Consider the following 24,912-nt stretch of genomic DNA (forward strand, 5'->3'; position numbering starts at 1 on the left):
ATGCTTGAAACCTTTTCCACCTTGCTTAGCTTTGCCCTTATAACTTCCTTTACCCCGGGCCCTAACAATATAAGCAGTAGCATCATGGGTATAAATTACGGATATAAGAAGACTTTACCCTATCTTCTGGGCATCGTTCTTGGGGTTTTATTACTCCTAATCCTTTCTTCTTTATTTTCTACCCTGCTTTTAACTTTTTTAGGAAGCTTCAAAAGTTACCTGGGAATACTTGGGGCTATTTATATTTTATATTTAAGTGTTCAGACCTTAAAGGCAAATTATGAACTAAAAACAGAAAATAAAATTCTCTTTGATTTTAAAAAGGGTATTTATCTCCAATTTTTTAATCCTAAAGCCATCTTATATTGTCTGGCCATCTATTCTACTATTTTAAAAGACATGCCTAAAGAACCAGTTTACTTTCTGGCTACCTATATTTTACTCACCACCATCTGTTTTTTGGCCATTTCCACCTGGACTTTAGCTGGCTCTATTTTAAATCAACACTTAAATAAAAAGCCAGTAAAAAGAGTGGTTAATTTAACCCTTGCTCTTTTACTGGCTCTAACCGCACTGCAGGTAGCAGACCTCCAAGCCTTTTTTTAACCTGTAAACTTAAGAAAGCTTTTCTACTGCCCTTAAAATAGGCTCCCTGGCTCTACTAATTACTTCCTCTGGTACACAAAAGGCAAAACGCACATACCCAGGATAGCCAAAGCCAGTGCCAGGTACAGCCAGCACCCTTTCTGCCAGCAAACTATCTATAAACTTGCCCTCTTCTCTGTCTGGAGCTTGAGGGAAAAAATAAAATCCACCCCTGGGCCAGGTAAAGTTAAGGCCTGCTTCTTCTAAAATCTCACCCATCAATCTTCTTCTCTTATAATAAATTTCTTTATCCACTTCTTCTCCTAAAGCAGCCATAAGTAAATATTGTCCAATTACTGGTGCATTGACAAAACCCAAAATTCTGTTGGTCAAAATCAAGCCATTTACCAGTTCCTCTTTATTTTCCAGTTGAGGGTTTACAGCCACATAGCCGATTCTTTCGCCAGCTAACCCCAAGCTTTTGGAAAAGGAACTTACTACCACTGAATAGGGATAAAATTTAAAAATAGAAGGGACCAAAGCCCCTTCATAGGTTAAGAACCTGTAGGGTTCATCTGCTACCAGGAAAATGGGATGACCTATTTTTTTACTCTTTGCAGTCAAAACATCACTTATCTTGCCTAATTCTTCTTCACTAATTATTTGCCCGCTGGGATTGTTGGGAGAATTGATAAGCACTACCCTGGTTTGCTTGCTAATAGCCCTGGCCAGGCCTTCCATATCCAGGGCAAAGTCAGGCTCTAAGGTTTTTACTACCCTTAGCTTACCTTGATGGTTTTCAGCATAAAAACCATATTCCACAAAATAAGGGGCAAAGGTAACCACTTCTTCCCCTGGCTCTAAAAGGGCACGCAAAAGGGCATTGATTCCCCCTGCAGCTCCGCAGGTAATAACCACATCTTCAGCCTGAAATTTTACTCCCTGTTCTTTACTTAAAAAAGCAGCCAAGCGTTCCCTTAACTCCGGGAAACCAGCATTGGGCATATAACCAAGCCCTAAGGGCTGCTTGGCCCTTTCTTTTACTTCTTCCAGGGCAGTTATAACTCCTGGAGGTGGAGGTAGGTCAGGATTACCCAGGCTAAAATCATAGACCCTGTCCTGGCCATATTTTTGCTTGAGCTCTCTACCCTTTTCAAACATCTTGCGAATCCAGGAAGCTCTCTCCAGATAACCTGTTATCTGTTTATTTAAGTACATTTACTTTCTCCTTTCACTTTAAGGAATTTTTATCCCCTGTTTTTTATATTCATTTAACTTGTTCCGCAAAGTTCTAACAGAAATGCCTAAAAGCTGAGAGGCCTGAGAGCGGTTACCTCCTGTAAGTTTTAGGCTGCGCAAAATCATTTTTTGCTCCATTTCAGCCAAAGGCAACACCTCTTGAGTTAAAAGAGTGTCTTCTCTTTGCTCTTCTGTTTTTTCCTCTACCTGTTCCTGGACAAAGTCTTCCAGGCTATTTTCCACAAGAAAGTGTTTGGAAGTAATTTTATTTTCCTGGGCAATAAGAACTGCCCTTTCCATCAAATTTTGAAGCTCTCGCACATTGCCAGGCCAATTATAATTTAAAAGCCACTTTTTGGCTTCTTCAGAAAAGAACTTGGGGCCCAATTTATACTCCAGGCAAAATTTTTGCACAAAGGCACTGGCTAAAAGCAAAATATCTTCTCCCCTTTCTCTTAAGGGAGGAATTTTTAAGGGAATTACATTTAAACGGTAATATAAGTCTTCTCTAAACTTGTTTTCCTTAATCCACTCTTCAATGTTCCGGTTGGTGGTAGCTATCACCCTTACATCCACTTTTACGCTTTCTGTACCGCCAACCCTATCAAATTCTTCCTCCTGCAGTACCCTCAACAACTTGGCCTGTAAATTAAAGTCCATCTCTGTTACTTCATCCAAAAGAATGGTGCCTCCATTAGCCAGTTCAAACTTACCCAATTTTCTGGCAATGGCCCCAGTAAAAGCTCCTTTTTCATGGCCAAAAAGTTCGCTCTCCAGTAAATGTTCTGGTAAAGCTGCACAGTTAATGGCCACAAAAGGGCCTTTGCGCCCGCTGTGCTGATGAATAAACCTGGCCAATAGTTCCTTGCCTGTGCCAGATTCTCCACTAATCAAGACCGAAGCCTTGGACCTGGCCACTCTTTTAGCCAACTCCAGCAAGGTTTTTATTTTTGGGTGATTACCCAGAATTTCTTTATTGGAAAACGAAATCTTTTCCTGTTCTGCAAGTACACTCTTTTTTTCCTGGGGAAAGGACAAAAGAAGGCCCAATTTTTCTTCAGTTAAGGGCAAAAGCCAGTAGTCTTTGGCCCCTGCTTCTAAAAATTTCTTGGCTTCCAGACTATTGCCTTGCTTGCTTAAGATGTAAACCGGAACCTGGTGTCCCTTCTCCTCCAGCCAGGCCAAAAAGCCTTCTACTCTAAAGCCAGGTAAACCAGTCTGCACAAAGATCAATTCTACTTCTGCACTTTGCAAGCTTTTAATGGCACCTGAAAAATTTTCTGCCAAAAGCACTTCTATTTCCTGCTCCTGGAAAAAAGCATAGAAAGGAGTGATAAGCTCTGGCTTGCAAATAAAAAGTACTTTTCTTTTAGCCATACTTAGCTTCTAAACTTTTAGCCAATTCTTTTCAATACGAAAATAAAGAGAATTTTAAACTCCCTCCCCCCACTCTTCCTTTTCCTTGACGCCCGCAGCGATTTAAAATAACTAAATTGTTTTAATTTTTCACACGAGGTCAGAACATTGAACAAGGAAAGTCAAACTCAACAGGATGAAAATCGCCTTATTCGCCAGCGTAAGGAAAAAGCTTTAAAATTTCAACAAGATGGCATTGCCATCTATCCCAATACCTTTCGCAAACAGGATGACATAAAACCCATTGTAGAAAAATATAAAGACCTTCCAGCTGAAGAGCTGGAAAATCTAGATAAATCCTTTGTAGTGGCTGGTAGGATTATGGCCCTGCGCTCCTTTGGGCGAGTTACCTTTTTTCATATTCAGGACCACTCTGGCAAAATTCAAGTCTATGCCCAAAGGGACCTTTTAGGCAAAGAATTTTATAATCAAGTTTTTAAAAAGTTTGACATTGGGGATATTGTAGGGGTTAAGGGTACTCTGTTTAAAACCAAAACAGGCGAACTTACCATCAAAGCAGACCAAATAGAATTGGTCACCAAGTCCTTACGCCCTTTGCCCGAAAAATACCACGGCCTAAAGGATGTGGAGCTACGCTATCGTCAGCGCTATGTGGACCTTATTGTCAATCCCAGGTCCAGAGAAATTTTTATTAAACGCTCTCAAATTGTGCGTTTTATTCGCAATTTCTTAGACCAAAGGGGTTTTTTAGAAGTAGAAACTCCCATGATGCAGCCCATTCCAGGTGGAGCTACAGCCAAGCCCTTTATCACTCACCACAATGCCCTGGACATGCAGTTATACTTGCGTATTGCTCCAGAGCTCTACCTGAAGAGACTTTTGGTAGGTGGCTTTGAACGGGTTTATGAGATAAACCGCAATTTTAGAAATGAAGGTATTTCCACCCAGCACAATCCAGAATTTACCATGCTGGAGTTCTACATGGCCTATGCAGATTTTAAAATGCTTATGGAACTCACTGAAGAACTCTTTTCCAAACTGGCCCTGGAAGTCTGCGGCTCCATGAAAATACCTTATGGAGAGCATGAAATAGACCTTACTCCACCCTGGAACAAACTTTCTTTTTATGAATCTCTGGAAAAAATAGGCAATTTAAAGCCAGAAGAATATCAAAATTATGAAACAGCCAAAGAGCTGGTCAAAAAATTGGGAGAAAAGGTAATCGAAGGGGAAAAGCTGGGCAAAGTGCAGGCCAAGCTTTTTGACCTTTTAGTAGAGCCCAAACTCATCCAGCCTCATTTTATTTACCACTATCCCACAGACATATCTCCCCTTTCCAGACGCAATGAACAAGATCCTACAATTACTGATAGGTTTGAGCTTTTTATTGCTGGTAGAGAAATGGCCAATGCCTTTTCTGAACTAAATGATCCCTTTGATCAAAAAGAGCGCTTTTTAGAACAGGTCAAAGAAAAAGAAGCAGGAGATGAAGAAGCCCATTTTATGGATGAAGATTACATTCGGGCTTTAGAATATGGAATGCCTCCAGCAGGAGGAGAAGGAATTGGTATTGACCGTCTGGTCATGCTCCTAACCAATTCTCCTTCTATTAGAGAGGTAATTCTATTTCCGCTCTTAAGGCCAGAAACTCCTTCTAGCTAATGAAATTTGAACTTTTTGTTGCCCAAAAATATCTTTTAGCCAGACAGAAGCAAACTTTTATCTCGGTTATTACCTTTATCTCTATTTTAGGAGTGGCCTTAGGCGTAGCTGCTCTTATCATTGTCCTGGGGGTAATGAATGGTTTTAGCCAAAACCTGCAGGAAAAAATCCTGGGGATTAACGCCCACGTCCTAGTGGGCAGCTACAATGGCCTGATTACCGACTACCATCAGCTGGAAGAAAAAATCAGCCAGATAAAAGGAGTAAAGGCAGTTGCTCCCTTTATTTACAGTGAAGTAATGGCCAGTGGGCCTGGAGGAGTAAAGGGATTGGTCCTACGAGGCATCGACCCTCTGGGGGCTGATTCAGTATTTGAGCTAAACAAAATTCTTATCCTGGGAAAAAGCAGTAATCTCAAACAGGAAAATCCCTTTCCCGCTATAATCCTGGGTAAGGAATTGGCTGATAGACTAAACCTCACCCTGGGTAGCAAGGTAAATATCCTGGCTCCCAGTGGAGAAAAAAGCAGTGCAGGCTTTTCACCCAAGATAAAGACCTTTGAGGTAGTGGGCATCTTTAAAACCGGAGTCTATGAGTACGACTCCTCTTTGGGCTATGTTTCCCTTTCTCAAGCAGGTAAACTCCTGGGATTTAAACAACAAGGCGTTACTGCTCTAGAAATACGCGTCTTTGAAGTGTACAGGGCCCCTGAAATTGCCCAACAGATTCTAAAGGCCATTGGCAACTTTCCCTATTACACTCGCAACTGGATAGAAATGAATCAAAACCTTTTTTCTGCGCTTAAACTGGAAAAAACTGCCATGGGCGTAATTTTACTCATGATCGTGTTAGTGGGTTCCTTTAGTATTATCACAACCCTGATTATGCTGGTAATGGAAAAGACCAGGGACATTGCAGTCATGATTTCCATGGGTGCTACGCCTCAAAGGATTCGTAAAATATTTATGCTCCAGGGAACCATTATTGGCTGTATTGGTACTGCTCTGGGTTATACCCTGGGGCTGGGGATTAGTTTTCTTCTCAAAAAGTATCAGTTCATTAAACTGCCAGCAGATGTTTATTATTTGGATCATCTACCCATTTTGCATCGACCTCTGGATTTGGTCTTAATAGGTGTTATGGCCATATTGCTCTGTTTTCTAGCTACCTTGTACCCGGCGAAACAGGCAGCTAAACTAAACCCAGCTAATGCTCTACGCTACGAGTAGTTTATGCAACCACTTTATAAGTTAAAAAACTTAGGAAAAGAAGTTTACCCCGGAAAAGAAAAAATCACCATTCTCAAAAATATCTGTCTGGAAATTTTTCCAGGCGATTCTCTGGCCATCTTGGGAACTTCTGGCTCAGGCAAATCCACTTTATTGCATATCCTGGGCACCCTGGATGAGCCTTCCTGGGGAGAGATTTTTTTTAAGGACAAGGAATTGTTCAAATTTTCCATTGAGGAAAAGGCTTTTTTTCGCAACCGCTCGCTAGGTTTTGTTTTTCAATTTCATCACCTTTTGCCTGAGTTTTCTGTGCTGGAAAATGTGGCCTTACCTGGCATAATTCAGGGGTTGAGCAAAAGAGAAAGTTTTTCTCTTGCAAAAGAGGCCCTTTCTCTTGTAGGAGTTGAAAATCTTTCTAGTCAGTCAGTAACCACCCTTTCTGGCGGAGAAAGACAGCGAGTGGCCATTGCCAGGGCTATTTCCCTCAACCCAGAGGTAATTCTGGCAGACGAACCCACCGGCAATTTAGATGAAAAAAATGGACAATTAGTGGGCAATTTACTGGTAGAGTTAAACCAGAAATTAAAGACCACTCTCGTGGTGGTCACCCACAACCTGGAATTGGCCAGGCTGATGAATAAACACTATGAATTACACGCAGGAGAATTACATGCGCTTAAAATTTAGTTCCATAGGCATCTACCTTTTATTTTTTCTCTTTCTCCTTCCCGGCTTAAGTCCAGCTCAAGACCTGGGGAAAATTACCATAGCTGTCTTCCCCTTTGAAATTAACGGGCCTGAAGATGTGAGCTACCTTAAGGAAAGTCTGCCCAAACTTCTCAAAGAGCGCCTTGAAGCCCAGGGATTTCAGACCGTGGAATTAGACAAGGTGCAAAAGATCCTGGAAGAAGAACAGGTGGAGTATCTGGACTTAAGCACAGTAAAAAACCTCTCTTTGCTTTTGGATGCCAACCTGGGGCTTTATGGAAGTTTTAGCCAGGTGGGTGAGAGTATAAGCCTGGATACCAGATTGGTGGAAGCCTATGGCCTAAAGCCAGCCAAAGCCCTTTTTGTAGTCAAAAAGGGTTTAATTAACCTTTTGCCTGCAGTAGATGAATTGGTGGCAAAAATAAAACTAGAAGTCTTAAAAAAGGAACAAATCGCTGAAATAGAAGTAAAAGGCAACAAAATCTTAGATAAGGAAACCATTTTACTGCGTTTAAAAACCAAAAAGGGAGATATCTTTGATCCCAAAACCATAAACGAAGATTTAAAAAACCTCTACGACCTGGGTTATTTTCAGGATATTCGTTTTGGGCTTGCAGATGTGCCTGAAGGGAAAAAACTCATTATCGAAGTCAAGGAAAAGCCTCTTATTCAAGCCATTAGTGTGGAAGGAGCCAAGGAAATTGATGCAGATGACATTCTGGAAGCTATCTCCAGTAAAAAAGGTTCCATTTTAAACTTAAAAATCGTTTCTGAAGATCTGGATAAAATTAGAGAACTCTATCGTAAAAAGGGATTTTACCAGGCCAAAGTAAGCTATAAACTGGAAGGTGATGGCCAAAAAGCAGCAAGACTTGTTTTTGTCATTGATGAAGGTAAAAAACTCTACATAAAAAAGATTACCATTGAAGGCGCTAAACAGTTAGACCCTGATGACATCAAAGACGAACTGGCCTTGCAGGAGCGGGGAATCTTTTCCTGGCTCACAGGAACAGGTATTTTAAAGGAAGAATATCTGGAAAGGGATGCTGCCTTTATTGAGGCTTACTATGGCAATAGAGGATTTATTGAGGTCAAAGTGGGCAAACCTGAAGTAAAATTTAAAGAGGATGGCATCTACATTATTTTTAAAGTACATGAAGGTGAACGCTACCGGGTAGGGAAGGTAAGCATTGAAGAAGAAGGACTTTTCCCACTGGACACCTTATATGGCCTGATAAAAATGGATGACTTGGCCAGGGACAAAGAATACTTTGACCGTTCAGTACTTAGAGATGATAGCCAAAAGCTGGCAGACTTTTACACCAACTATGGCTATGCCTATGCTGAGTGTGATGTAGACCTAAATCCCAATCCTAAAGAAAAGGTGGTGGATGTAAGCTACATTCCTAAAAAGGGAGAAAAGGTCTATATCAGGCGACTACTTATAGAAGGGAACACCTATACCAGGGACAATGTAATTCGTAGGGAAATGCGTTTGGTAGATGGAGACCTCTTTAGTGGCCAGAAATTAAAACGCTCCAATGTGCGCTTAAACAAGCTAGATTACTTTGAAACCGTAGACATTCAAACCGTACCTGCTTCCACACCTTCAGAAATGGATTTGGTGGTCAAGGTAAAGGAAAAGCCAACCGGCATGATTTCTGCTGGAGCAGGCTATTCTTCTTTGGATAAGGTCTTTTTTACTGCCAGAATCCAAAAGCGTAACCTCTTTGGAAAAGGTTATGCTATTGGACTTACTGGCACCTTTAGCGGTCGACGCACCAGTTATACCGGTTATTTCTGGAATCCAAGATATAACGATAGCAAATTAGGGGTAGGCTTTTCAGCCTATAGAAGCTCAGAAGAATATTTTGATTTTGACAAAACCAGTACTGGTGGCAAACTAAACTTTGCCTATCCTTTAGGAGAATACACTGCCTTGAGCTGGAGCTATCGTTTAGAACAATACACCATCTCCAATGTGGACGAAGATGCAGATGAAGACATCAAAGACATGGAAGGAGATAACTGGGCCAGTACTCTTTATGCTTCCATTAGCCGGGATACTACGGATAGGCTTTTAAATCCTACCAGGGGCACCAAAAACACCCTCTCTCTGGAGTACTCAGGAGGAGTTATTGGTGGAGATGATAACTTTATCAAAACCATTTATGACTTTAGCTACTACAAACCCCTCTGGTGGGAACACATTTTTCACTGGCATTTCCGTTTAGGCTATGTAACCAAAAATGGCGAGGAAGAAATTCCTACCTTTGAACGCTTTTATTTAGGCGGAATTGATTCAGTGCGTGGATATCCTGGACGGGAAATCGCTCCCAAGTATGACAATGGAGATTATAAAGGTGGTAATAAGGAGTTCTTCACCAATGTGGAATACCTCTTTCCCCTTTACAAGGAAATGGGCATCCTGGGGCTTGTTTTCTTTGATGCAGGCAATACCTGGGATGAAAGTGAAAGCATGGATACAGACCTCTATAAAAGTGTGGGTACAGGTATCCGCTGGTATTCTCCTTTGGGGCCCTTGCGTCTGGAGTTTGGTTATGCCCTGGACGAACTTGACGGAGAGCGCCCCAAGAAATTAGAATTTAGTGTTGGACAGTTTTATTAAAAATCAAAAAAAGGAGTCTTCAATGAAAAAAATCTTAGGTTTAAGTGTATTACTCACTTTATTTATCACTTCCTTAGCTCTGGCTGAGACCAAAATCGGCGTAGTGGACATGCAAAAGGTCTTAAGTCAATCTGAACCCGGCCAACAAGCGCTAAAACAGTTAAAAGAAAGTACCAAGGGAATGCAGGAAGACATAGAAAAACAAAAAAAAGAACTGCAAACCCTAAGAGAAGAATTGCAAAAACAATCCCTGGTTTTAAGTCAAGAAGCCAAACAGGATAAGGAATTGGAATTTCGTAAAAAAGTCAGAGACTATCAAGATACAGTTCAAGCCTATCAGAGAAAACTCAAACTGGAAGAGCAAAAATTAAGCAAACCCATCATTCAATTACTGGCCAAAGTTATCAAAGATTATGCTAAAAAGCACGGCTATACTGCTATCTGGGATATGCGAGCCAGCGGACTTTTATTTGCCACTGAAAAGGTAGATATTACCAATGAAATCATGGCTGAACTAAACAAGGCCTGGAAAAAAGAAGCCAAAAAGGGTAAAAAATAATGCTTCTTTCTGAGCTAGCTCAAAAATTGGGAATCACCCTCAAGGGTGAAGATTTAGAAATTAAGGGAGTAAACACCTTGGAAGAGGCCAAAGAGGATGAAATATCCTTTTTGGCCAACCCCAAATATGCTCCTCTGCTTAGCCAAACCAAGGCAGGAGCAGTGATTTTAGCTAAAGAATTTGCAGACAAGGTTCCAAGGTGTCTGATTAGTAACAATCCCTATCTGGATTTTGCCAGGACAGTTCAGCTTTTTGCTAAAGCTCAGGGCAGTTTTCAAGGACAAAGTGAACTTGCCTACATCCATCCCCAAGCCCAGGTTGACCCTACAGCTACCATTTATCCTTTTGTGTACATAGGTAAAAAGGCAAAAATAGGTAAAAACACTACCATATTTTCAGGTTGTTATATTGGTGAAGAGGTAAGCATTGGTGAAGACTGTGTGCTTTACCCCAATGTCTCCATCCTGGCTCAAAGCCAGATTGGCAACAGGGTTATCTTACACGCTGGGGTAGTAATTGGCAGTGATGGTTTTGGCTTTGCCCAGGCCAGTTATGGATTGGAAAAATTTCCTCAAGTGGGCAAAGTGGTTATCGAAGACGAGGTGGAAATAGGAGCCAACACCAGCATAGACAGGGCAGCCTTAGGAGAAACCAAAATAGGCAAAGGCACTAAAATAGACAATCTGGTCCAGATTGGGCATAATGTAAAAATAGGAGAAAACTCCATCTTGGTAGCTCAGGTGGGAATTGCTGGCAGCACCACCCTGGGCAAGCAGGTAATTTTAGCGGGGCAGGTGGGAGTTGCCGGCCACTTGACCCTTGGAGATGGCTGTAGAGTGGCTGCCAAATCTGGAGTAGGTAAATCTTTGCCTCCTAACACAGATGTGGGAGGCATTCCAGCCATGCCTCATCTCACTTTTTTAAAAACAGCCACTATTTTACCCAGGCTACCTCAAATGCAAAGAAAAATAAAAGAACTGGAAAAAAAGCTAAAAGAACTGGAAGAAAAATTAGGAGAATAAGGCCATGCTAGAAAAAGTCCCGGGCGAAATTGTAAGTAAAGATATCTTAGAGCTTTTACCCCATCGCTACCCCTTTTTGCTGGTAGATAGAGTGCTGGAATATGAACCCTTTAAGTACATCAAGGCCATCAAATGCGTCTCCATCAACGAGCCTTTTTTTCAGGGGCACTTTCCTTCTTATCCTGTAATGCCTGGAGTATTAATTCTGGAATCCCTGGCCCAGGCTGGCGGAATCCTGGTTATGAAAAGCATCCCGGAAGAAGTAGAAGATAAAATTTTTCTGTTTACAGGCATGGAAAAGGTGCGCTTTCGCAAGTCTGTCTTTCCAGGAGATACTCTAACCCTGGAAGTACACTATGAAAAGCATAAGCTCAATCTCTGGAAAATGAGGGCCCAGGCCCTCTTAAAGCAAGAGGTTGCAGCTCAGGGAATTCTTTCTGCAGCCATTGTTCCCAGGGAGGATAGATAGTGTCTAGACAAATCCATCCCACAGCCATAGTCAGCCCCAAGGCTGAACTGGGAGAAAATGTCTGCATAGGCCCTTATGCTATTGTTGAAGACAAGGTGGAAATTGGGGACAATTGCCAAATAGACAGTTTTGCCCAGATAAAAAACTTCACTAAAATAGGTCAGAACAATCACCTATTCTCCTATGCCTTTGTGGGAGAAATTCCTCAAGACCTTAAATTTAAAGGGGAAGAGAGCTGGCTTATTATTGGAAATAATAACAGGATTAGGGAATTTACTACCTTACACCGTGGCACAGAAGAAGGTGGTGGAGTTACCAAAATTGGCAACAACTGTCTGCTTATGGCCTATACCCACGTAGCCCATGACTGCGAAATTGGAGATTCTGTAATTCTGGCCAATTGTGCTACCCTGGCTGGCCACGTTAAAGTGGGCAATCATGCTACCATAGGTGGCCTTTCTGCAGTGCACCAGTTTGTGCACATTGGAGACTACGCCTTTATTGGTGGGAAAACTGGAGTAGCTCAAGACGTTCCTCCCTATATGCTGGTAGCAGGAGAAAGGGCCAAGGCCTATGGTCCCAATCTCGTGGGTCTACGCAGAAAAGGTTTTGCCAAAGAAGACATTCAGGCCCTAAAAAAAGCCTCTTTAATTCTCTGGACTTCTAATCTTAGGCAAGAAGAAGCCCTGAAGAAAATAGAAGAAGAACTGGGGAACTTTGCTGTAGTGCAAAATTTTCTAAAGTTTATCCAAAACAGTAAGCGCGGTATTATCTCCTTTGCCCAAGACAAATGAATATCTTAGGACTTATTGCTGGGGGAGGTAAATTTCCCTTTCTCATAGCTAAGGAGGCCAAAAAAAAACACTACAAAGTAGTAGGGGTAGGTTTTAAAGAACATACCAATGCCCTTTTAGAACAAGAAGTAGATAGCTTTCTATGGGTTAAACTGGGGCAACTGAACAAGGTTATAAACTTTTTTAAAAAACATAAGGCCCAGGAAATAGTTTTTGCTGGCCCCATCAACAAACCCAAGGCCCTGGATATAAGACCTGACTTTAGGGCTGCCAAGCTTCTCTTCAAGCTGAAAAACCGCAATGATGCCTCTTTATTCAAAGCCTTAATTGCTGAATTTGAAAGTGAAAATTTACCAGTGGTAAGTGCAGAAAAGTTTGTCCCCCATCTTTTAGGTCCAGAAGGAATCCTTACCCTGCGCAGCCCAAGTCCAGAAGAAGTGGAGAACTTTTACTTTGGCTGGCCTATTTTAAAAAAATTGGGAGAGCTGGATATTGGCCAATGCCTGGTGGTAAAGGAAAAGATGGTCATTGCTGTAGAAGGCATTGAAGGAACCAATGCCACTATAAAAAGGGCTGGAGAGCTAACAGGTCCTGGTTGTGTGGTTTTAAAGGCCTTTAAGCCAGGACAGGACAGGAGAATCGACTTGCCTGCCATAGGCCTGGAAACCCTAAAAACCATGCTCAAAGCCAGGGCTTCTGCCCTCTTTTTTGAGTCTAAAAACAGCCTTTTTTTTGACCTGCAAGAAACTATAGACCTGGCCAATCAACACAATATTACCATTGTTGGAGTGGGTAAGGACTATCTAACCACGCTTAAGTAAAGGGATAAATCTATCCAAAATAAACTCTTGAGGCCTCACCTTAAGACGCAGACAAAACACCTTTACGCCCTTTTTTACTGCCTGCCAAAACCAATACGCATAGTCAGGGTCAATAAAATCAGCAGGCAAAAAACCTCTGGCATCTTCCCTGGGCACTACATAAAGGGCACAGGCCAAATCACCCTTTTGGCCTAAAGCAATTAAATCCTGCAAATGCTTTACTCCTCTTTTGGTTTTGGCATCAGGAAAATAAGCGATGTTATTTTCAACTAGAGTAACATTTTTGGCTTCCACCCATATCTTCTTTTCCTGTCCCAGAAGAAAACCATCCAGCCTACTTTGTCCAATACTTTTTTCTGCTTGAAAATGCGTGTTTCTCCAGAAGGGTATTAAACTTTTCTCCCAGAGAAATTGCAACATTTGATTGGGTAAAGCAGTATTAACACTCACCAGTACCCCATTTACCTCTATTAACTCCAGGGTATAGGGAAGTTTTCTCTTTTTATTTGCACTTTTACTAAACCAAATAGTTCTACCTGGCTCAAGTAAGCCCCTCATGGAGCCTGTATTATTGGTATAAATCCAGAACTCTTTACCTTGAGCCCGCACTTTTACCCGAAAGCGCTTTTCGCGGGCCAAAAAAATTCCTTTTTGTAAAGAAAACTTAAGGGGAAAAACAGCTAACATTTTTTCCTTGTATATTGACTTTAAGTCATCTATTTGACACTTTACACCCTAAGCTAATCTAAGGAGAACCTATGAGCTTTGACCCTTGTGGCATTTTAGGAAAAAGTCCAGCCCTAACCCAACTCTTTAAAATCCTGGAAAAAGTAGCTCCTACAGACACCACTGTCCTGGTTACTGGAGAATCAGGCACAGGTAAAGAACTCCTGGTTAGGGCGCTGCACAAAAATAGCCCCCGCCACAAAGGACCCTTTGTGCCTGTCAATTGTGGAGCTATCCCTAAAGAACTCCTGGAATCAGAACTCTTTGGCCACGAAAAAGGTGCCTTTACCCACGCCATCAGGTCTCGTCCTGGCCGCTTTGAACTGGCCAATGGAGGCACCATTTTTTTGGATGAAATTGGAGAGTTAGACCTGAGCCTGCAGGTAAAAATCCTGCGCGTAATTCAGGAAAAAGAATTTGAAAGGGTAGGCGGTACCCAGACCAAAAAAGTAGATGTGCGCATAGTGGCAGCCACCAACCGCAATCTAGAAGAAGAAGTAAAAAAGGGAAACTTTCGAGAAGATTTATTTTACCGCCTAAATGTAATCCCCATAGAACTTCCCCCCCTAAGGGAAAGAGGAGAAGATATTCTACTTTTAGCCAACTTCTTTTTAGAAAAGTTTTGCACCCTAAAAAATCGTCCACCTCTTAGCTTTTCTCCTGAAGTAAAAGAACTACTCCTCAATTATTCCTGGCCAGGCAATGTGCGGGAACTGGAAAACTTTATGGAGCGCATCTCTATTCTCTGTGAAAATGAACGCGTAGAAATAGAAGATTTGCCTGAAAAAATTCTAAAAGAACAGGGACTAAATCAACCTAAACCCAAAAAACCTGAGGCCTTCACCTTTCCTTCCCTTCAGGATATGCTCCAGCTAAAAATGGATTTAAAAACCTTTTTGGAAACCATTGAAAACAAACTCATAACAGAAGCTCTGGAAGAAAGTAAGGGAGTAAAAAATAAAGCTGCCAATATCTTAGGCATAAAAAGGACCACTTTAATTGAAAAAATTAAAAAGAAAGAATTATAATTAGCCCAAATTTTGCATATTTTTCCAGATAGCTGGAAGAATATTAAGGATATATGAACAAAAAAATAATTTTTCTTCTAAGTATTTTACTTATTTTTCTTACTACTCCTTCCTGGGGAGTGGTATTTTTCTGGCAAAAACAGCCTCAAAACGAGCGTTTAGTTTTTCAATTTAAAAATCCCTTATCAAAAATAAAAGTCACCCGCACAGGCACCCAGGAAATAAGCATCATCCTGCCTGCAGCCTATTTACAAAAAGAACCTCCCCCTGCTCCTGTGGACCTTTCCTTTTCCCGCCTGGTCAAGGAGTTATTACCTCAAAAACAAAATATTTTAATAAAAACCAAAACTTCTGCCTTTGGCTTTATCTCTTTTTGGAAAAAAAATGAAAATAGACTCTACCTGGATATTTTCTACGACCCTCTGGGCAAAAAATGGACACCTCTCCCAAAAAAAACTTCTCCTCAACCTAAAAAAACTACCTCTTCCAGCACTTCTAGCCAGTCCAGACCAGAAAAGAAAAAAACACCTCCGGCAGTGGAAAAAAAAATAACTCCCGGGGCCTCTGACCAGACTCCTTCAACCAAACCAACAGCCCCTAAGGAAGAGCAACAACCTATTTCTATTCCAGAAAAAAAGCCTGAACCTGTCCAGGAAACTAAACCCTCTGCTCCTGCTAAGAAACCTCTCTCTCCTGCTAACCAGCAACCCCTTTATAAACTCAAAGCCCCTATAAAAAAGGTTCCCATAGAACAAGCTGTAATAATTCGACCTTCAACAGAAATGGAAAAACAAGTCTCCTCTACTACTAATCTGCCTACTTCAGAAGATAACAATGCTTCCAGCAGTGAAAAAGAACAACCCGCTTCCAGCGCTTCAGAGACTATTCAAACACCTTCAGCCCCAACACCAACCCCAGCAGCCACTCCTCAAACCGCCCAAACCGAGCCTTCTGCAGTCAATGCTACTGAACAAGCACCTGATTTTGAAGGGCTTTTGATTACCACTAAAGCAGCCATAGTAAATGGCGAACTGGATGTGGCTCTGGAAAGTTTAGGTAATATGATTAAAAATCCCAAGCTACCCGAAAAGCTAAAAGAAGAAATATACTATCTCTATGCAGATGTTCTTTTTGACAAATATAAATCCAAGCTACCTGAAGGTTTTGCAGACCTTATTGCAGCCTATGAACGGGCCATAAATTATAATCCCAAGTCTTTACGCGTACCCTCTGCCTTACTCAATCTTGGCTATATTCATCTAAAATTAGGAAATATCCCTGAAGCCAGAGGATACTTTAACCTCTTAAAAGAAAAATATCCCTATGACCCCAATATTCCTCTCATCTACTACTACTGGGGAGAATTTTATTTTAAACAAAAACAGTATCAAAAAGCTGCTGATGAACTGCAATTTTTAATCACCAAATTTCCAGACCACAAAATAGCAGAAGATGCAGCCATTCTCTTAGCCAAAAGTTTAAACAACCTGGAGTACTATAAACAGAGTTTAGACATTATTAAATACCTGGAGCAGCGTTGGCCTCGCTATTACCTAAAGCGTCCAGATGTGCTTCTACAGGCAGCCTACCTTTACTATAAAAACAAGCTGCTGGAAGAGGCCAAAAAACGATATCTGCTCTATTACAACCTGCTTCCTCAAGGGGAAGGAGCAGATATAGCTCTGGCTAGAATTGGTGATATATTTTTACTGGAAAACCAAAAACAAGCTGCCAAAAAGCTCTACGAAGAAGCAGTAAGGCTTTTCCCGGAAAAAGAAGGTGGACTTATTGCTGCCATGCGCCTGGCAGAAGAAGGCATTTATGACCAGCCAAAACTAAAAGATATGTTTACTGTTTTCAATCGCCCCTTTAACCTTAGACCACAGCAAATCTATACTTCCATAATCCAGAAATATCCCCAAAGTCCCTTGGCCAGCCTAGCCCAAATCAAACTGGCCATGTGGGAGCTTTTTAACAAGCGCCCGGAAAAAAGCCTGCAAGTACTTAAGGACTTTTTTCAAAAACCCAACTCTGAACTTCAGGATAAAGCCTTAGAAGTAAGTAAAGAAGCCCTGGAAGCCATTTTAAACAAATATACCGAAGGCGATAGCCCTGCTAAGATATTAGAAAGCCTAAACAAATATCCATTCCTAAACCAGGTTATATCCCACCTTTCTCCTGCTACCCAACTTTTGTTGGCCTCAGCTTACATTCAAACCAACAATATACCCAAGGCCCTAGACATTATAAAACCCATGCTTACTCAAGATCCCCAAAAACAAGAAGTACAAAACGCCTTGGCTTTAGCTCTTACTCTTTATTTAAAACTGGAAGACTGGGACAGGGTGGTAAACCTAGGGGAAAAGGCAAACAAATGGCCCTTAAGCAACACCCAAAAACAAAATGTGGATTATGCCCTGGCTTTGGCTTATCAAAAGAAAAAGCAAGTTAGCAAAAGTATTCCCTTGTGGCGTAAGCTAGCAGCAGACATTAAGCTTCCTGTAAACAAAAGGGCTTATGCTCTTTATTTTCTGGCTTCTCACTATGTAGAAGAAAAACAATGGGAAAATGTCTATATTTTTGCCCAAGAGGCCCTTTCTCTTTTTCTGCAAGAAAAAAAACAAGATAAAGAAAAAATAATAGATTGCCTCAAAATGCTAATCAAGGCCACCAGTATCACTGGCCGAACCTTAGAAGCCTTAAGTTGGGCCCTGGAGTTAAAAAAATACATCCCAGAACAAGACCCCTTATGGCCTTCCTTTCAATATCAACTAGCTGACCTCTACAAATTAAACGGCAATGAAAAGGCCTGGCAGGACACATTAAAAGAGCTTATTGCCAAAAAAGCAAACTCCCTTTATGCTCAGCTAGCCAAAAGGGACTTAAGTATCGCCCAATTAAAAGAAAAGGCCAACTTTTTTGCCCCCAAACCATAGGAGTTAGCCATGAACCGCCAACCTGTTGTAGCAGGACAATTTTATCCCCAAAATCCAGAAAAACTTTTTTCAGAAGTCAAAAATTACCTAGCTCTGGGTCAAAAAAGAACTGCTCCTACCCTGCTTAGCATGGTCCCCCATGCTGGTTACATCTTTTCAGGAAAAGTAGCTGGAGAGACCTTGGGCTCTGCCAACCTCAACCCCATCTTGCTTCTTCTCGGTCCCAATCATACGGGCAGAGGGGCAAAACTAAGTCTCTGGCCAGAAGGAAAATGGCTTTTTCCTGGCGGTTTTTTACAGGTAGCAGAAGACCTTGCTGCGCCAATCATAGAAAGTAACTTATGTTATGGAGATTTTGCTGCCCATCTCTTTGAACATTCTCTGGAAGTAATTTTGCCTTTCCTCTATGTGCTTAACCCAGAGTACAAAATCTTACCCCTTTGCGTAGCAGAATATGATATCAGCAAATTACAAAAAACCGCTCTAGAACTGGCTCAAATCCTTCCTAAAGAAAAAGTGTCTATTGTGGTAAGCTCTGATATGAGTCATTACATTTCCCACCAGGAGGCTTTGGCCAGAGATAAAAAAGCCATTGATAAAATTTTAGAATTTGACCCCATAGGCCTGGTAAAAGTAGTCCAACAATACGATATAAGTATGTGTGGGATCTTGCCCATGGTTTTAGGTCTTTTTTTAGCTAAAGAGTGGGGAGTGAAGACAGGCAGTTTAATAAAATACACAACTTCTGCAGAAACGAGTGGTGATTTTGAACAAGTAGTAGGTTATGCAGGAATTATTCTGGAGTAAATATGAAATACATACAAATCAGTTTAGAAGAATTTTTCAAAATAGGGCCTGGGCCTTCGAGTTCTCATACCATTGGCCCCATGCGAGCAGCTTTACACTTTCTAGAACAAATAAACAACTTAGAATCAACTCTTCTGGATAAAACTAAAAGGATAGAAGTCATTCTCTATGGCTCCTTAAGTGCTACTGGAAAGGGACATGGTACTTTAAAGGCCATATTGGCTGGACTTTTAAATTACACTCCAGATAAATGTACACCAGAAGTATTTAACCCCCTTTTTGAAGAAAAAAAAGAATATGAATTATTCATCAAGGATAAAAAAATAAACTTTAAGCTGGAAGACATAAAGTTTGGTCCCATAGAGCATCAGTTTCCCCATCCCAATACCCTGGTTTTTAATCTCCTGGATGCAGAGCAGAAAGTATTATTCAGCCAAACCTACTATTCCATAGGTGGAGGTTTTATCCTCTGGCCAGGTAAAAAAGTGGAAGAAAAGACTCTACCCTATTCTTTTACCTCTATGGCTGAGCTAAAAAAAATTATTCAAGAAACTTCTCATTCCTTTGCTGAAATTATTCTGGAAAATGAGATGAGTTTAACGGGTAAGACCAGGGAAAAGGTATTTTTTTATTTGCGCAAGGTCCTTAATGTCATGGAAATGGCTGTAAAAAGGGGCTTAAAGACCAAAGGAGAGCTGCCTGGTTCCATTAAACTTAAAAGAAAGGCCCCCAAGATATATGAAAGGGCTTCCTTTTTGGCTGAAACTCCAGACAGGTTTTTAATGTTTTTAAACGCCTACTCCCTGGCTGCTGCCGAGGAAAACGCAGCCGGACACCTGGTGGTTACAGCTCCCACTTCTGGTTCTGCTGGAGTTATCCCTGGAGTATTGTATATCTTAAGGCATCACTTTCACTTTGATATCCAGAGTTTGCTGGAAGGACTCCTGGTGGCAGCTGGAATTGGCTATCTCATCAAGCAAAATGCCAGTATTTCTGGAGCAGAAGTGGGTTGTATGGGGGAAATTGGCAGTGCCTCAGCCATGGCAGCAGCCATGATTGCCCATGTCAATGGCTATTCCATTCAGGTAATAGAAAATGCAGCAGAAATAGCCCTGGAGCACCATCTGGGAATGACCTGTGACCCTGTGGGCGGTCTAGTGCAAATACCCTGTATTGAGAGAAATGCCATGGGCGCAGTAAAAGCCTTTAATGCTTATATCCTGGCTTCCAGTGGAGACCCCAAGTCGCAAAAGGTAAGCCTGGACCAGATTATTAAAGTAATGGCTGAGACAGGCAGGGATTTGCCTTTAAAATACAGAGAAACCGCACTGGGCGGGCTGGCTACCACCCTAGCCCAGTGCTAAATTCTTTTTATAAGCTGCAAAGGTATTTAAAAGTAACTGGGCAATGGTCATGGGTCCAACTCCGCCAGGGACAGGAGTTATGGCCTCAACCTTATCCTTTAGGCCTTCAAAATCACAATCTCCCACCAGACCTTCTTCGGTGCGGTTAATGCCCACATCTACCACTATTGCCCCTTCTTTGACCATCTCAGCAGTGATAAATTTGGGCCTGCCCACAGCAGCAAACACAAAATCCGCTTCCCTTACTTCTGCGCTTAAATCCTGGGTTCTGGAATGACAGATAGTCACTGTGGCATTTTCCTGGAGTAAAAGCAGGGCCAGGGGCTTACCCACAATATTGCTCCTGCCCACGACCACTGCCTTTTTGCCACTTACCTCCAGCCCATAGTGTTTAAGCAAGGTCATAATTCCTGCAGGAGTACAAGAACGAAAGCCAGGCAACCCCAGAGTCAGCCTGCCCACATTTTCTGGATGAAAGCCATCCACATCCTTGGCCGGAGAAATAAGCTCCAGGAGTTCCTGACTGTTTAAGTGTTTGGGCAAAGGCAATTGCAATAAAATACCATCCACTTCCCTGTCCTGGTTTAAATCCAGGATTAAATTTTTCAGCTCTGTCTGCGAAGTATCAGCAGGCAGGCGAAAGCTTTTGGAAACAATACCCGCTTCACTGCAGGCCTTTTCTTTATTGCGAACATAGACCTTGGAAGCAGGGTCTTCTCCCACCAGAATAACAGCCAGCCCAGGGGCTCTTTTCCCCTGGGCCATATTTTGCTCCACTTCAGCCTTTAATTTAGCCCTTATTTCAGCAGCTGTTTTTTTTCCATCCAGTAAAAGCATTATTCCTCACCCTCTTCTTCAAACCATTGCATACGCAAAGCTGGACCATAGTAAATAGCCTGATCTTCCAGTTCTTCTTCAATGCGCAAAAGCTGGTTGTACTTGGCCAGCCTATCACTTCTACTTACAGAGCCAGTCTTAATTTGTCCGGCATTAACAGCCACAGCCAAATCAGCAATAAAACTATCCTCAGTCTCTCCAGAGCGATGGGAAATGACAGTGCTAAAGCCAGCTTCTTTGGCCATTTCAATGGTATCTAAGGTCTCGGTAAGAGTGCCAATCTGATTGAGTTTAATTAAAATGGAGTTGGCTATGCCTTCTCTTAAACCCTGGGCCAAAAGATAGGGATTGGTTACAAAGATATCATCACCCACCAGCTGGCAGGAAAACTGCAGTCTATCCGTTAAAATCTTCCAGCCTTCCCAATCATCTTCTGCCAGACCATCTTCTATGGAAACAATGGGGTATTTGCTCACCAGTTCTTCATAGTAGCCTACAAGCTCCTGGGCAGTAAAAACCTTATTTTCCCCGGCTAAATGGTATTTTCCTTCTTTAAAAAATTCAGTGGCAGCAGCATCAATGGCCAGGGCGATTTCTGGACCAGGTTGATAGCCAGCTTCTTCAATAGCTTTGAGAATATAATCAAAGGCCTGCTGGTTGCTCTTTAAGTTGGGAGCAAAACCACCTTCATCACCTACAGCAGTACTATGTCCATCCTTGGCCAAAATCTTTTTTAAAGTATGAAATACTTCTGCCCCCATCCGTAAGGCATCTCTAAAACTATACGCCCCTATGGGCAAAATCATAAATTCCTGGATATCCAGGTTGTTGGGAGCATGTACGCCACCATTGATGATATTCATTAAAGGCACAGGCAAAATCTTGGCATTTACGCCTCCAATGTATTGATACAGAGGAAGTCCCAGGAAGTTACTAGCAGCCCTAGCTGTAGCCAGAGAAACCCCTAAAATAGCATTGGCTCCCAGGTTGGACTTATTTTCTGTACCATCCAGTTCAATTAAAAGTTCGTCCAATTCCACCTGCCTTAAGGCATCCAGGCCAATAATGTGTTCAGAAATTTTTTCTAAGACATTATTTACAGCCTTACTTACTCCCTTGCCCAAAAATCTCTTCTCATCCTTGTCTCTAAGTTCCAAGGCCTCTTTAGAACCAGTAGAAGCGCCTGAAGGCACTGCAGCCCGACCAAAGGCACCTGATTCTAAGACTATTTCCACCTCTAAGGTAGGATTTCCCCTAGAGTCCAAAATTTCTCTGGCCCAAACATCAGTAATAATACTCATCGCTTTACTCCTTTTTTGGCTTATGGGTTAAATAAGCAAGCCTTAATCCCTCTAAAATAAGCTCTGGATAAACCAGATCTATTTTCTCAGTCAAAGTAGCTAAACAGGAAGCCAATCCTCCCGTAGCTACCACTTTTAAAGGTGGTTTTAAAATTGTCTCCAGTCTAGCCAGTAAGCCATCTACCATGGCCGCAAAACCAAAAAGCATACCCTGCTTTAAACTCTGCCTGGTACTCTGGCCAATGCGTAACTGCTCCACATTGGTATCTAAAGAAATTTGTGGTAACTTGGCTGTATTCAGGCTCAAGGCCTTAAGAGAAGAATAAATGCCAGGGCAAATAAGCCCTCCCAAGTAGGCCCTTTCTTCTATACAATCAAAGGTGGTGGCAGTCCCAAAATCAATCACTACCAAGGACCTGGGGCCCGGGAAAAGGGTCCTGGCTGCAAACGCACCTACCAGTCTATCCGCCCCCACTTCCTGAGGCCGTTCATAACGATTTTCAATATCTAAAACCAAATCCTGGGGCACAAAATAAAGGGGGCACCTGCCATAGGTATAACAGGCCTGTTCTAAAATTCCGTCCAACAAAGGAACCACTGAAGAAACCACCCAGGCTTCTATTTCTGCTTTTTGAACAAAGCTGGAAATGAGTCCCTGAATCTTTAAGCCCAGAGAATCTGCTGTTTCCTCCAGGTTTGTAGGCAATACAAAGGCCTGGACCACCTTTTTTTGGTCACCCAAACCAAACTTGATGTTGGTATTACCCACATCAATCAAAAGAACCTGTTTCTTTTTTGCTGACATGTACAACCCTTAGTTCATTTCTAAGAGGATCTACCCTGCCAAAGGTAAGCAAACATGTATCGCCCACCCTGGTCTTTTCTTCCAGAAGTTTGGTAGGGACTCGCACCAGAATTTGCTCTTTAGGTAAGCTAAATACAGCTAGAGGACTACCTTTTTCGACTAAAACCCCTTCAAACTGAGTCAGTTTATGCCTTTGTTGAAAATAAAGCAACTTCCAATATCTGGGTCTAAACCGCTGTACCTGCCCCACTAAGGTCTGCCTGGCAGAAAGGTAAGGCAACATCCCCTGCAAATTATCTTTGCTAAACAAGGGCTTTTCTCCTTGCAAAACCTTCACCACCTGACCCTGGTTCAATAAGTCTATATACCTTCTTAAAGGAGAAGTAATGGGAGCATAGCAGGAAACACCCAGACAGGCATGCTGTTCAGGCTCAATATCTAAAATAGAAGGGGCCATACCCTTTACCACCTGATAAATATCTTCTGGCCTGGTCCATATCCCGGCCAGGTCTTTGGAAAAGTTAATATTTTGAGTACGATAAAAAAGAGGTAGCTCTTTCTCCTTAGCCCACCTGGCAATGTAGTGATTACAAAGAATCATCATCTCTGCCACTACTACCTGAGAAAAAGGAAGTGACTTTTCCAGTAATTCAACTTGAATCTCTTCCTTTTCTTGCCTTAAAACAATCTCTGGCTCTGCCTGCTCCACCACAATGGCTCCAGCCTCTATGCGCTGGGCTCTTAACTGCTTGGCCAGAGCATAAAGCTGAGGCCAAAATTCCTTTTTCTCCTGGATAAACTCATCTGCCTGGAGGTAAGTTAAATTTTGCTCCACTTCCACCAGGGAAAGGTAGAGGGAAAACTCTTCTACCTCTGCTTGTTTATTCAGTAAAAAATCAAAAACCAGAGCAGGACTCTGCTTGCCAGCTAGCAAACTATAAGTAGAAGTAGCCAGTTCATGGGGCAGTAAAAAATAGGTCTCCTCAGGCAGGTACAAACTGGAAAAACGCTCTCTAATCTTTAAATCCAGTTCTGAACCAAAGGGCCAAAAAAGCGCAGGGCAGGCAATAGCTACCCTTAAACGAAAGTTATCTCCTTCTCTTTGCAACCAAAAGGCATCATCAATATCCTGGGTGGAAGCAGAATCAATACTGACAAAAGGCTTTAAAAGAGGCTTTTGCCAGGAAAGAGGTAGTTTTTTTAAGCGAGTAATCTCCTGGCTATAGGTTTCTTCCCAGGAGCGACCTGGCTCGTAATCTGCCTGTAGGAGCAAATAATTAAAATGAGGAGGAATAAGACCCAAATTCCTGGCCAGAGTAAAGGCCAAAAACTCATCGTCTCCCAGGCCTTGAGTCAGTTGTTTAAAAAACTTCTCCTTTTTTGCCTCACCTTTTTTGCCCAACACAGAAAAAAACACTTCCCGTAAAGTGTCTGCCACCTCTGGGTTCAATTCAGACCATTTTACCCGTCCAGGGCCTTTGGCAGCTTCCTTTAAAACCCTTTGCCCCTCTTCCAGGACCTTGGCCAGAAGGGCCTTTTTGTATTGCTCTTCCCTTAGGCGTTTTACTTCTTCTGCACTATGAACTAAAAAAAGAGGAGGTTTATACTTAAAAAGGATTTTGTTTGCCAATAAAAGTCTACCCAGAGCAGCCACCTGGTCAATCTCTGGCTCAGTAAAACAAAGCTCAGCCAGCCAGAAGACCTCTGCTTCCTTTACTTCTTCCCGGATTAATTCCCAGAGCTTTTCCAGGACAATATCATTGGCAATTTGGGTGCGTTTTTCTTCAATTTTTTTTAGAGAAGAGAGGAGTTCATCCTGCTGGGCAGAAAGTAAGATTTTAGGACCTACCCAGGGCAAAACTCTATTTACAGAAAGTTTATATTCTTTTCCGGTCCAGGAAAGGACTTTAAGGCGTTTTTCTTTTTTTTCCAAAACCAGGGAGAGTAGAGTTTTCCCACCTTCTAAAAACTCCACCACACTCCCTGGTTCTATTTCCACGTGCTTATCTGCCAT

Annotated in this window: 21 protein-coding genes; 14 read left to right on the forward strand and 7 right to left on the reverse strand. The window is 42.0% G+C overall.

The annotated features are described in order from the left end of the window. On the forward strand, nt 1-606 hold the full coding sequence (locus ACTCIM_RS02745) for a LysE family translocator (protein ID WP_464278815.1): 606 nt from the start codon (nt 1-3) through the stop codon (nt 604-606). Between the two features lie 9 nt (nt 607-615). On the opposite strand, the gene ACTCIM_RS02750 is transcribed toward ACTCIM_RS02745, so the two are convergent. Both ACTCIM_RS02750 and ACTCIM_RS02755 read right to left on the reverse strand, forming a co-directional pair. Then, nucleotides 616-1,803: a pyridoxal phosphate-dependent aminotransferase gene (locus ACTCIM_RS02750; RefSeq protein ID WP_464278816.1), complete on the reverse strand. Its 1,188-nt coding sequence runs from the start codon at nt 1,801-1,803 to the stop codon at nt 616-618. Between the two features lie 18 nt (nt 1,804-1,821). Continuing rightward, nucleotides 1,822-3,201: a sigma-54 dependent transcriptional regulator gene (locus ACTCIM_RS02755; RefSeq protein WP_472313753.1), complete on the reverse strand. Its 1,380-nt coding sequence runs from the start codon at nt 3,199-3,201 to the stop codon at nt 1,822-1,824. A 147-nt stretch (nt 3,202-3,348) separates the two neighbouring features. Here ACTCIM_RS02755 and lysS point away from each other — a divergent pair, with 147 nt between their 5' ends. From lysS to ACTCIM_RS02800, 9 genes are read left to right on the forward strand one after another with little or no spacing between them, the layout of a single operon-like run. Beyond that, nucleotides 3,349-4,863, forward strand: coding sequence for a lysine--tRNA ligase (gene lysS / locus ACTCIM_RS02760; protein ID WP_029966451.1), 1,515 nt, complete (start codon nt 3,349-3,351; stop codon nt 4,861-4,863). Further along, nucleotides 4,863-6,092: a lipoprotein-releasing ABC transporter permease subunit gene (locus ACTCIM_RS02765; protein ID WP_464278819.1), complete on the forward strand. Its 1,230-nt coding sequence runs from the start codon at nt 4,863-4,865 to the stop codon at nt 6,090-6,092. Before lysS ends, ACTCIM_RS02765 begins: the two co-directional genes overlap by 1 nt. A 3-nt stretch (nt 6,093-6,095) precedes the next feature. Continuing rightward, a complete protein-coding gene (locus ACTCIM_RS02770; RefSeq protein ID WP_464278820.1) occupies nt 6,096-6,779 on the forward strand; it encodes an ABC transporter ATP-binding protein in 684 nt (227 codons plus the stop codon). Beyond that, nucleotides 6,763-9,429, forward strand: coding sequence for an outer membrane protein assembly factor BamA (bamA, locus tag ACTCIM_RS02775; protein ID WP_472313755.1), 2,667 nt, complete (start codon nt 6,763-6,765; stop codon nt 9,427-9,429). The genes ACTCIM_RS02770 and bamA overlap by 17 nt, the downstream gene beginning before the upstream one ends. Nucleotides 9,430-9,451: 22 nt before the next feature. Beyond that, nucleotides 9,452-9,988, forward strand: a complete 537-nt coding sequence (locus ACTCIM_RS02780; RefSeq protein WP_472313758.1) for an OmpH/Skp family outer membrane protein — start codon at nt 9,452-9,454, stop codon at nt 9,986-9,988. Beyond that, nucleotides 9,988-11,010 (forward strand): UDP-3-O-(3-hydroxymyristoyl)glucosamine N-acyltransferase, encoded by a 1,023-nt coding sequence (gene lpxD / locus ACTCIM_RS02785; RefSeq protein ID WP_472313759.1) that lies wholly within the window; start codon nt 9,988-9,990, stop codon nt 11,008-11,010. The genes ACTCIM_RS02780 and lpxD overlap by 1 nt, the downstream gene beginning before the upstream one ends. A gap of 4 nt (nt 11,011-11,014) precedes the next feature. After that, on the forward strand, nt 11,015-11,479 hold the full coding sequence (gene fabZ / locus ACTCIM_RS02790; RefSeq protein ID WP_029966465.1) for a 3-hydroxyacyl-ACP dehydratase FabZ: 465 nt from the start codon (nt 11,015-11,017) through the stop codon (nt 11,477-11,479). Beyond that, entirely contained in the window at nt 11,479-12,273 is a 795-nt protein-coding gene (gene lpxA, locus ACTCIM_RS02795; RefSeq protein ID WP_464278825.1) for an acyl-ACP--UDP-N-acetylglucosamine O-acyltransferase, read from the forward strand. The genes fabZ and lpxA overlap by 1 nt, the downstream gene beginning before the upstream one ends. Then, entirely contained in the window at nt 12,270-13,094 is an 825-nt protein-coding gene (locus ACTCIM_RS02800) for an LpxI family protein (RefSeq protein WP_464278826.1), read from the forward strand. The genes lpxA and ACTCIM_RS02800 overlap by 4 nt, the downstream gene beginning before the upstream one ends. Here ACTCIM_RS02800 and sfsA read toward each other — a convergent pair. Further along, nucleotides 13,077-13,781 carry a DNA/RNA nuclease SfsA gene (sfsA, locus tag ACTCIM_RS02805; protein WP_029966478.1) on the reverse strand — a complete coding sequence of 235 codons (705 nt, stop codon included), beginning with the start codon at nt 13,779-13,781 and terminating at the stop codon, nt 13,077-13,079. The genes ACTCIM_RS02800 and sfsA overlap by 18 nt on opposite strands. A gap of 71 nt (nt 13,782-13,852) precedes the next feature. On the opposite strand from sfsA, the gene ACTCIM_RS02810 reads away from it, so the two are divergent. The 4 genes from ACTCIM_RS02810 to ACTCIM_RS02825 are packed head-to-tail and all read left to right on the forward strand — an operon-like array spanning nt 13,853 to nt 19,955. After that, entirely contained in the window at nt 13,853-14,848 is a 996-nt protein-coding gene (locus ACTCIM_RS02810) for a sigma-54 interaction domain-containing protein (RefSeq protein ID WP_464278827.1), read from the forward strand. Between the two features lie 53 nt (nt 14,849-14,901). Next, entirely contained in the window at nt 14,902-17,784 is a 2,883-nt protein-coding gene (locus ACTCIM_RS02815) for a tetratricopeptide repeat protein (RefSeq protein WP_472313761.1), read from the forward strand. A 9-nt stretch (nt 17,785-17,793) separates the two neighbouring features. Further along, nucleotides 17,794-18,591, forward strand: a complete 798-nt coding sequence (gene amrB, locus ACTCIM_RS02820) for an AmmeMemoRadiSam system protein B (RefSeq protein ID WP_472313763.1) — start codon at nt 17,794-17,796, stop codon at nt 18,589-18,591. A gap of 2 nt (nt 18,592-18,593) precedes the next feature. After that, on the forward strand, nt 18,594-19,955 hold the full coding sequence (locus tag ACTCIM_RS02825; RefSeq protein ID WP_472313766.1) for an L-serine ammonia-lyase: 1,362 nt from the start codon (nt 18,594-18,596) through the stop codon (nt 19,953-19,955). Here the strand turns inward: ACTCIM_RS02825 and folD are convergent. The 4 genes from folD to ACTCIM_RS02845 are packed head-to-tail and all read right to left on the reverse strand — an operon-like array spanning nt 19,941 to nt 24,912. Further along, nucleotides 19,941-20,792, reverse strand: coding sequence for a bifunctional methylenetetrahydrofolate dehydrogenase/methenyltetrahydrofolate cyclohydrolase FolD (gene folD / locus ACTCIM_RS02830; protein ID WP_464278833.1), 852 nt, complete (start codon nt 20,790-20,792; stop codon nt 19,941-19,943). The genes ACTCIM_RS02825 and folD overlap by 15 nt on opposite strands. After that, a complete protein-coding gene (eno, locus tag ACTCIM_RS02835; protein WP_464278834.1) occupies nt 20,792-22,093 on the reverse strand; it encodes a phosphopyruvate hydratase in 1,302 nt (433 codons plus the stop codon). Before eno ends, folD begins: the two co-directional genes overlap by 1 nt. 4 nt (nt 22,094-22,097) lie before the next feature. Continuing rightward, nucleotides 22,098-22,898, reverse strand: coding sequence for a type III pantothenate kinase (locus tag ACTCIM_RS02840; RefSeq protein ID WP_464278835.1), 801 nt, complete (start codon nt 22,896-22,898; stop codon nt 22,098-22,100). After that, nucleotides 22,864-24,912, reverse strand: a complete 2,049-nt coding sequence (locus tag ACTCIM_RS02845; protein WP_472313769.1) for a ribonuclease catalytic domain-containing protein — start codon at nt 24,910-24,912, stop codon at nt 22,864-22,866. The genes ACTCIM_RS02840 and ACTCIM_RS02845 overlap by 35 nt, the downstream gene beginning before the upstream one ends.

Source organism: Desulfonauticus sp. (assembly GCF_055126295.1).

Coding starts and splice junctions, on each gene's coding strand:
- ACTCIM_RS02840 (WP_464278835.1), bottom strand. CDS start 22,898: ATGTCAGCAAAAAAGAAACAGGTTCTTTTGATTGATGTGGGTAATACC.
- ACTCIM_RS02810 (WP_464278827.1), top strand. CDS start 13,853: ATGAGCTTTGACCCTTGTGGCATTTTAGGAAAAAGTCCAGCCCTAACC.
- lpxD (WP_472313759.1), top strand. CDS start 9,988: ATGCTTCTTTCTGAGCTAGCTCAAAAATTGGGAATCACCCTCAAGGGT.
- ACTCIM_RS02765 (WP_464278819.1), top strand. CDS start 4,863: ATGAAATTTGAACTTTTTGTTGCCCAAAAATATCTTTTAGCCAGACAG.
- ACTCIM_RS02800 (WP_464278826.1), top strand. CDS start 12,270: ATGAATATCTTAGGACTTATTGCTGGGGGAGGTAAATTTCCCTTTCTC.
- sfsA (WP_029966478.1), bottom strand. CDS start 13,781: ATGTTAGCTGTTTTTCCCCTTAAGTTTTCTTTACAAAAAGGAATTTTT.
- ACTCIM_RS02745 (WP_464278815.1), top strand. CDS start 1: ATGCTTGAAACCTTTTCCACCTTGCTTAGCTTTGCCCTTATAACTTCC.
- bamA (WP_472313755.1), top strand. CDS start 6,763: ATGCGCTTAAAATTTAGTTCCATAGGCATCTACCTTTTATTTTTTCTC.
- ACTCIM_RS02750 (WP_464278816.1), bottom strand. CDS start 1,803: ATGTACTTAAATAAACAGATAACAGGTTATCTGGAGAGAGCTTCCTGG.
- folD (WP_464278833.1), bottom strand. CDS start 20,792: ATGCTTTTACTGGATGGAAAAAAAACAGCTGCTGAAATAAGGGCTAAA.
- ACTCIM_RS02825 (WP_472313766.1), top strand. CDS start 18,594: ATGAAATACATACAAATCAGTTTAGAAGAATTTTTCAAAATAGGGCCT.
- amrB (WP_472313763.1), top strand. CDS start 17,794: ATGAACCGCCAACCTGTTGTAGCAGGACAATTTTATCCCCAAAATCCA.
- eno (WP_464278834.1), bottom strand. CDS start 22,093: ATGAGTATTATTACTGATGTTTGGGCCAGAGAAATTTTGGACTCTAGG.
- fabZ (WP_029966465.1), top strand. CDS start 11,015: ATGCTAGAAAAAGTCCCGGGCGAAATTGTAAGTAAAGATATCTTAGAG.
- ACTCIM_RS02815 (WP_472313761.1), top strand. CDS start 14,902: ATGAACAAAAAAATAATTTTTCTTCTAAGTATTTTACTTATTTTTCTT.
- ACTCIM_RS02770 (WP_464278820.1), top strand. CDS start 6,096: ATGCAACCACTTTATAAGTTAAAAAACTTAGGAAAAGAAGTTTACCCC.
- ACTCIM_RS02780 (WP_472313758.1), top strand. CDS start 9,452: ATGAAAAAAATCTTAGGTTTAAGTGTATTACTCACTTTATTTATCACT.
- ACTCIM_RS02845 (WP_472313769.1), bottom strand. CDS start 24,912: ATGGCAGATAAGCACGTGGAAATAGAACCAGGGAGTGTGGTGGAGTTT.
- ACTCIM_RS02755 (WP_472313753.1), bottom strand. CDS start 3,201: ATGGCTAAAAGAAAAGTACTTTTTATTTGCAAGCCAGAGCTTATCACT.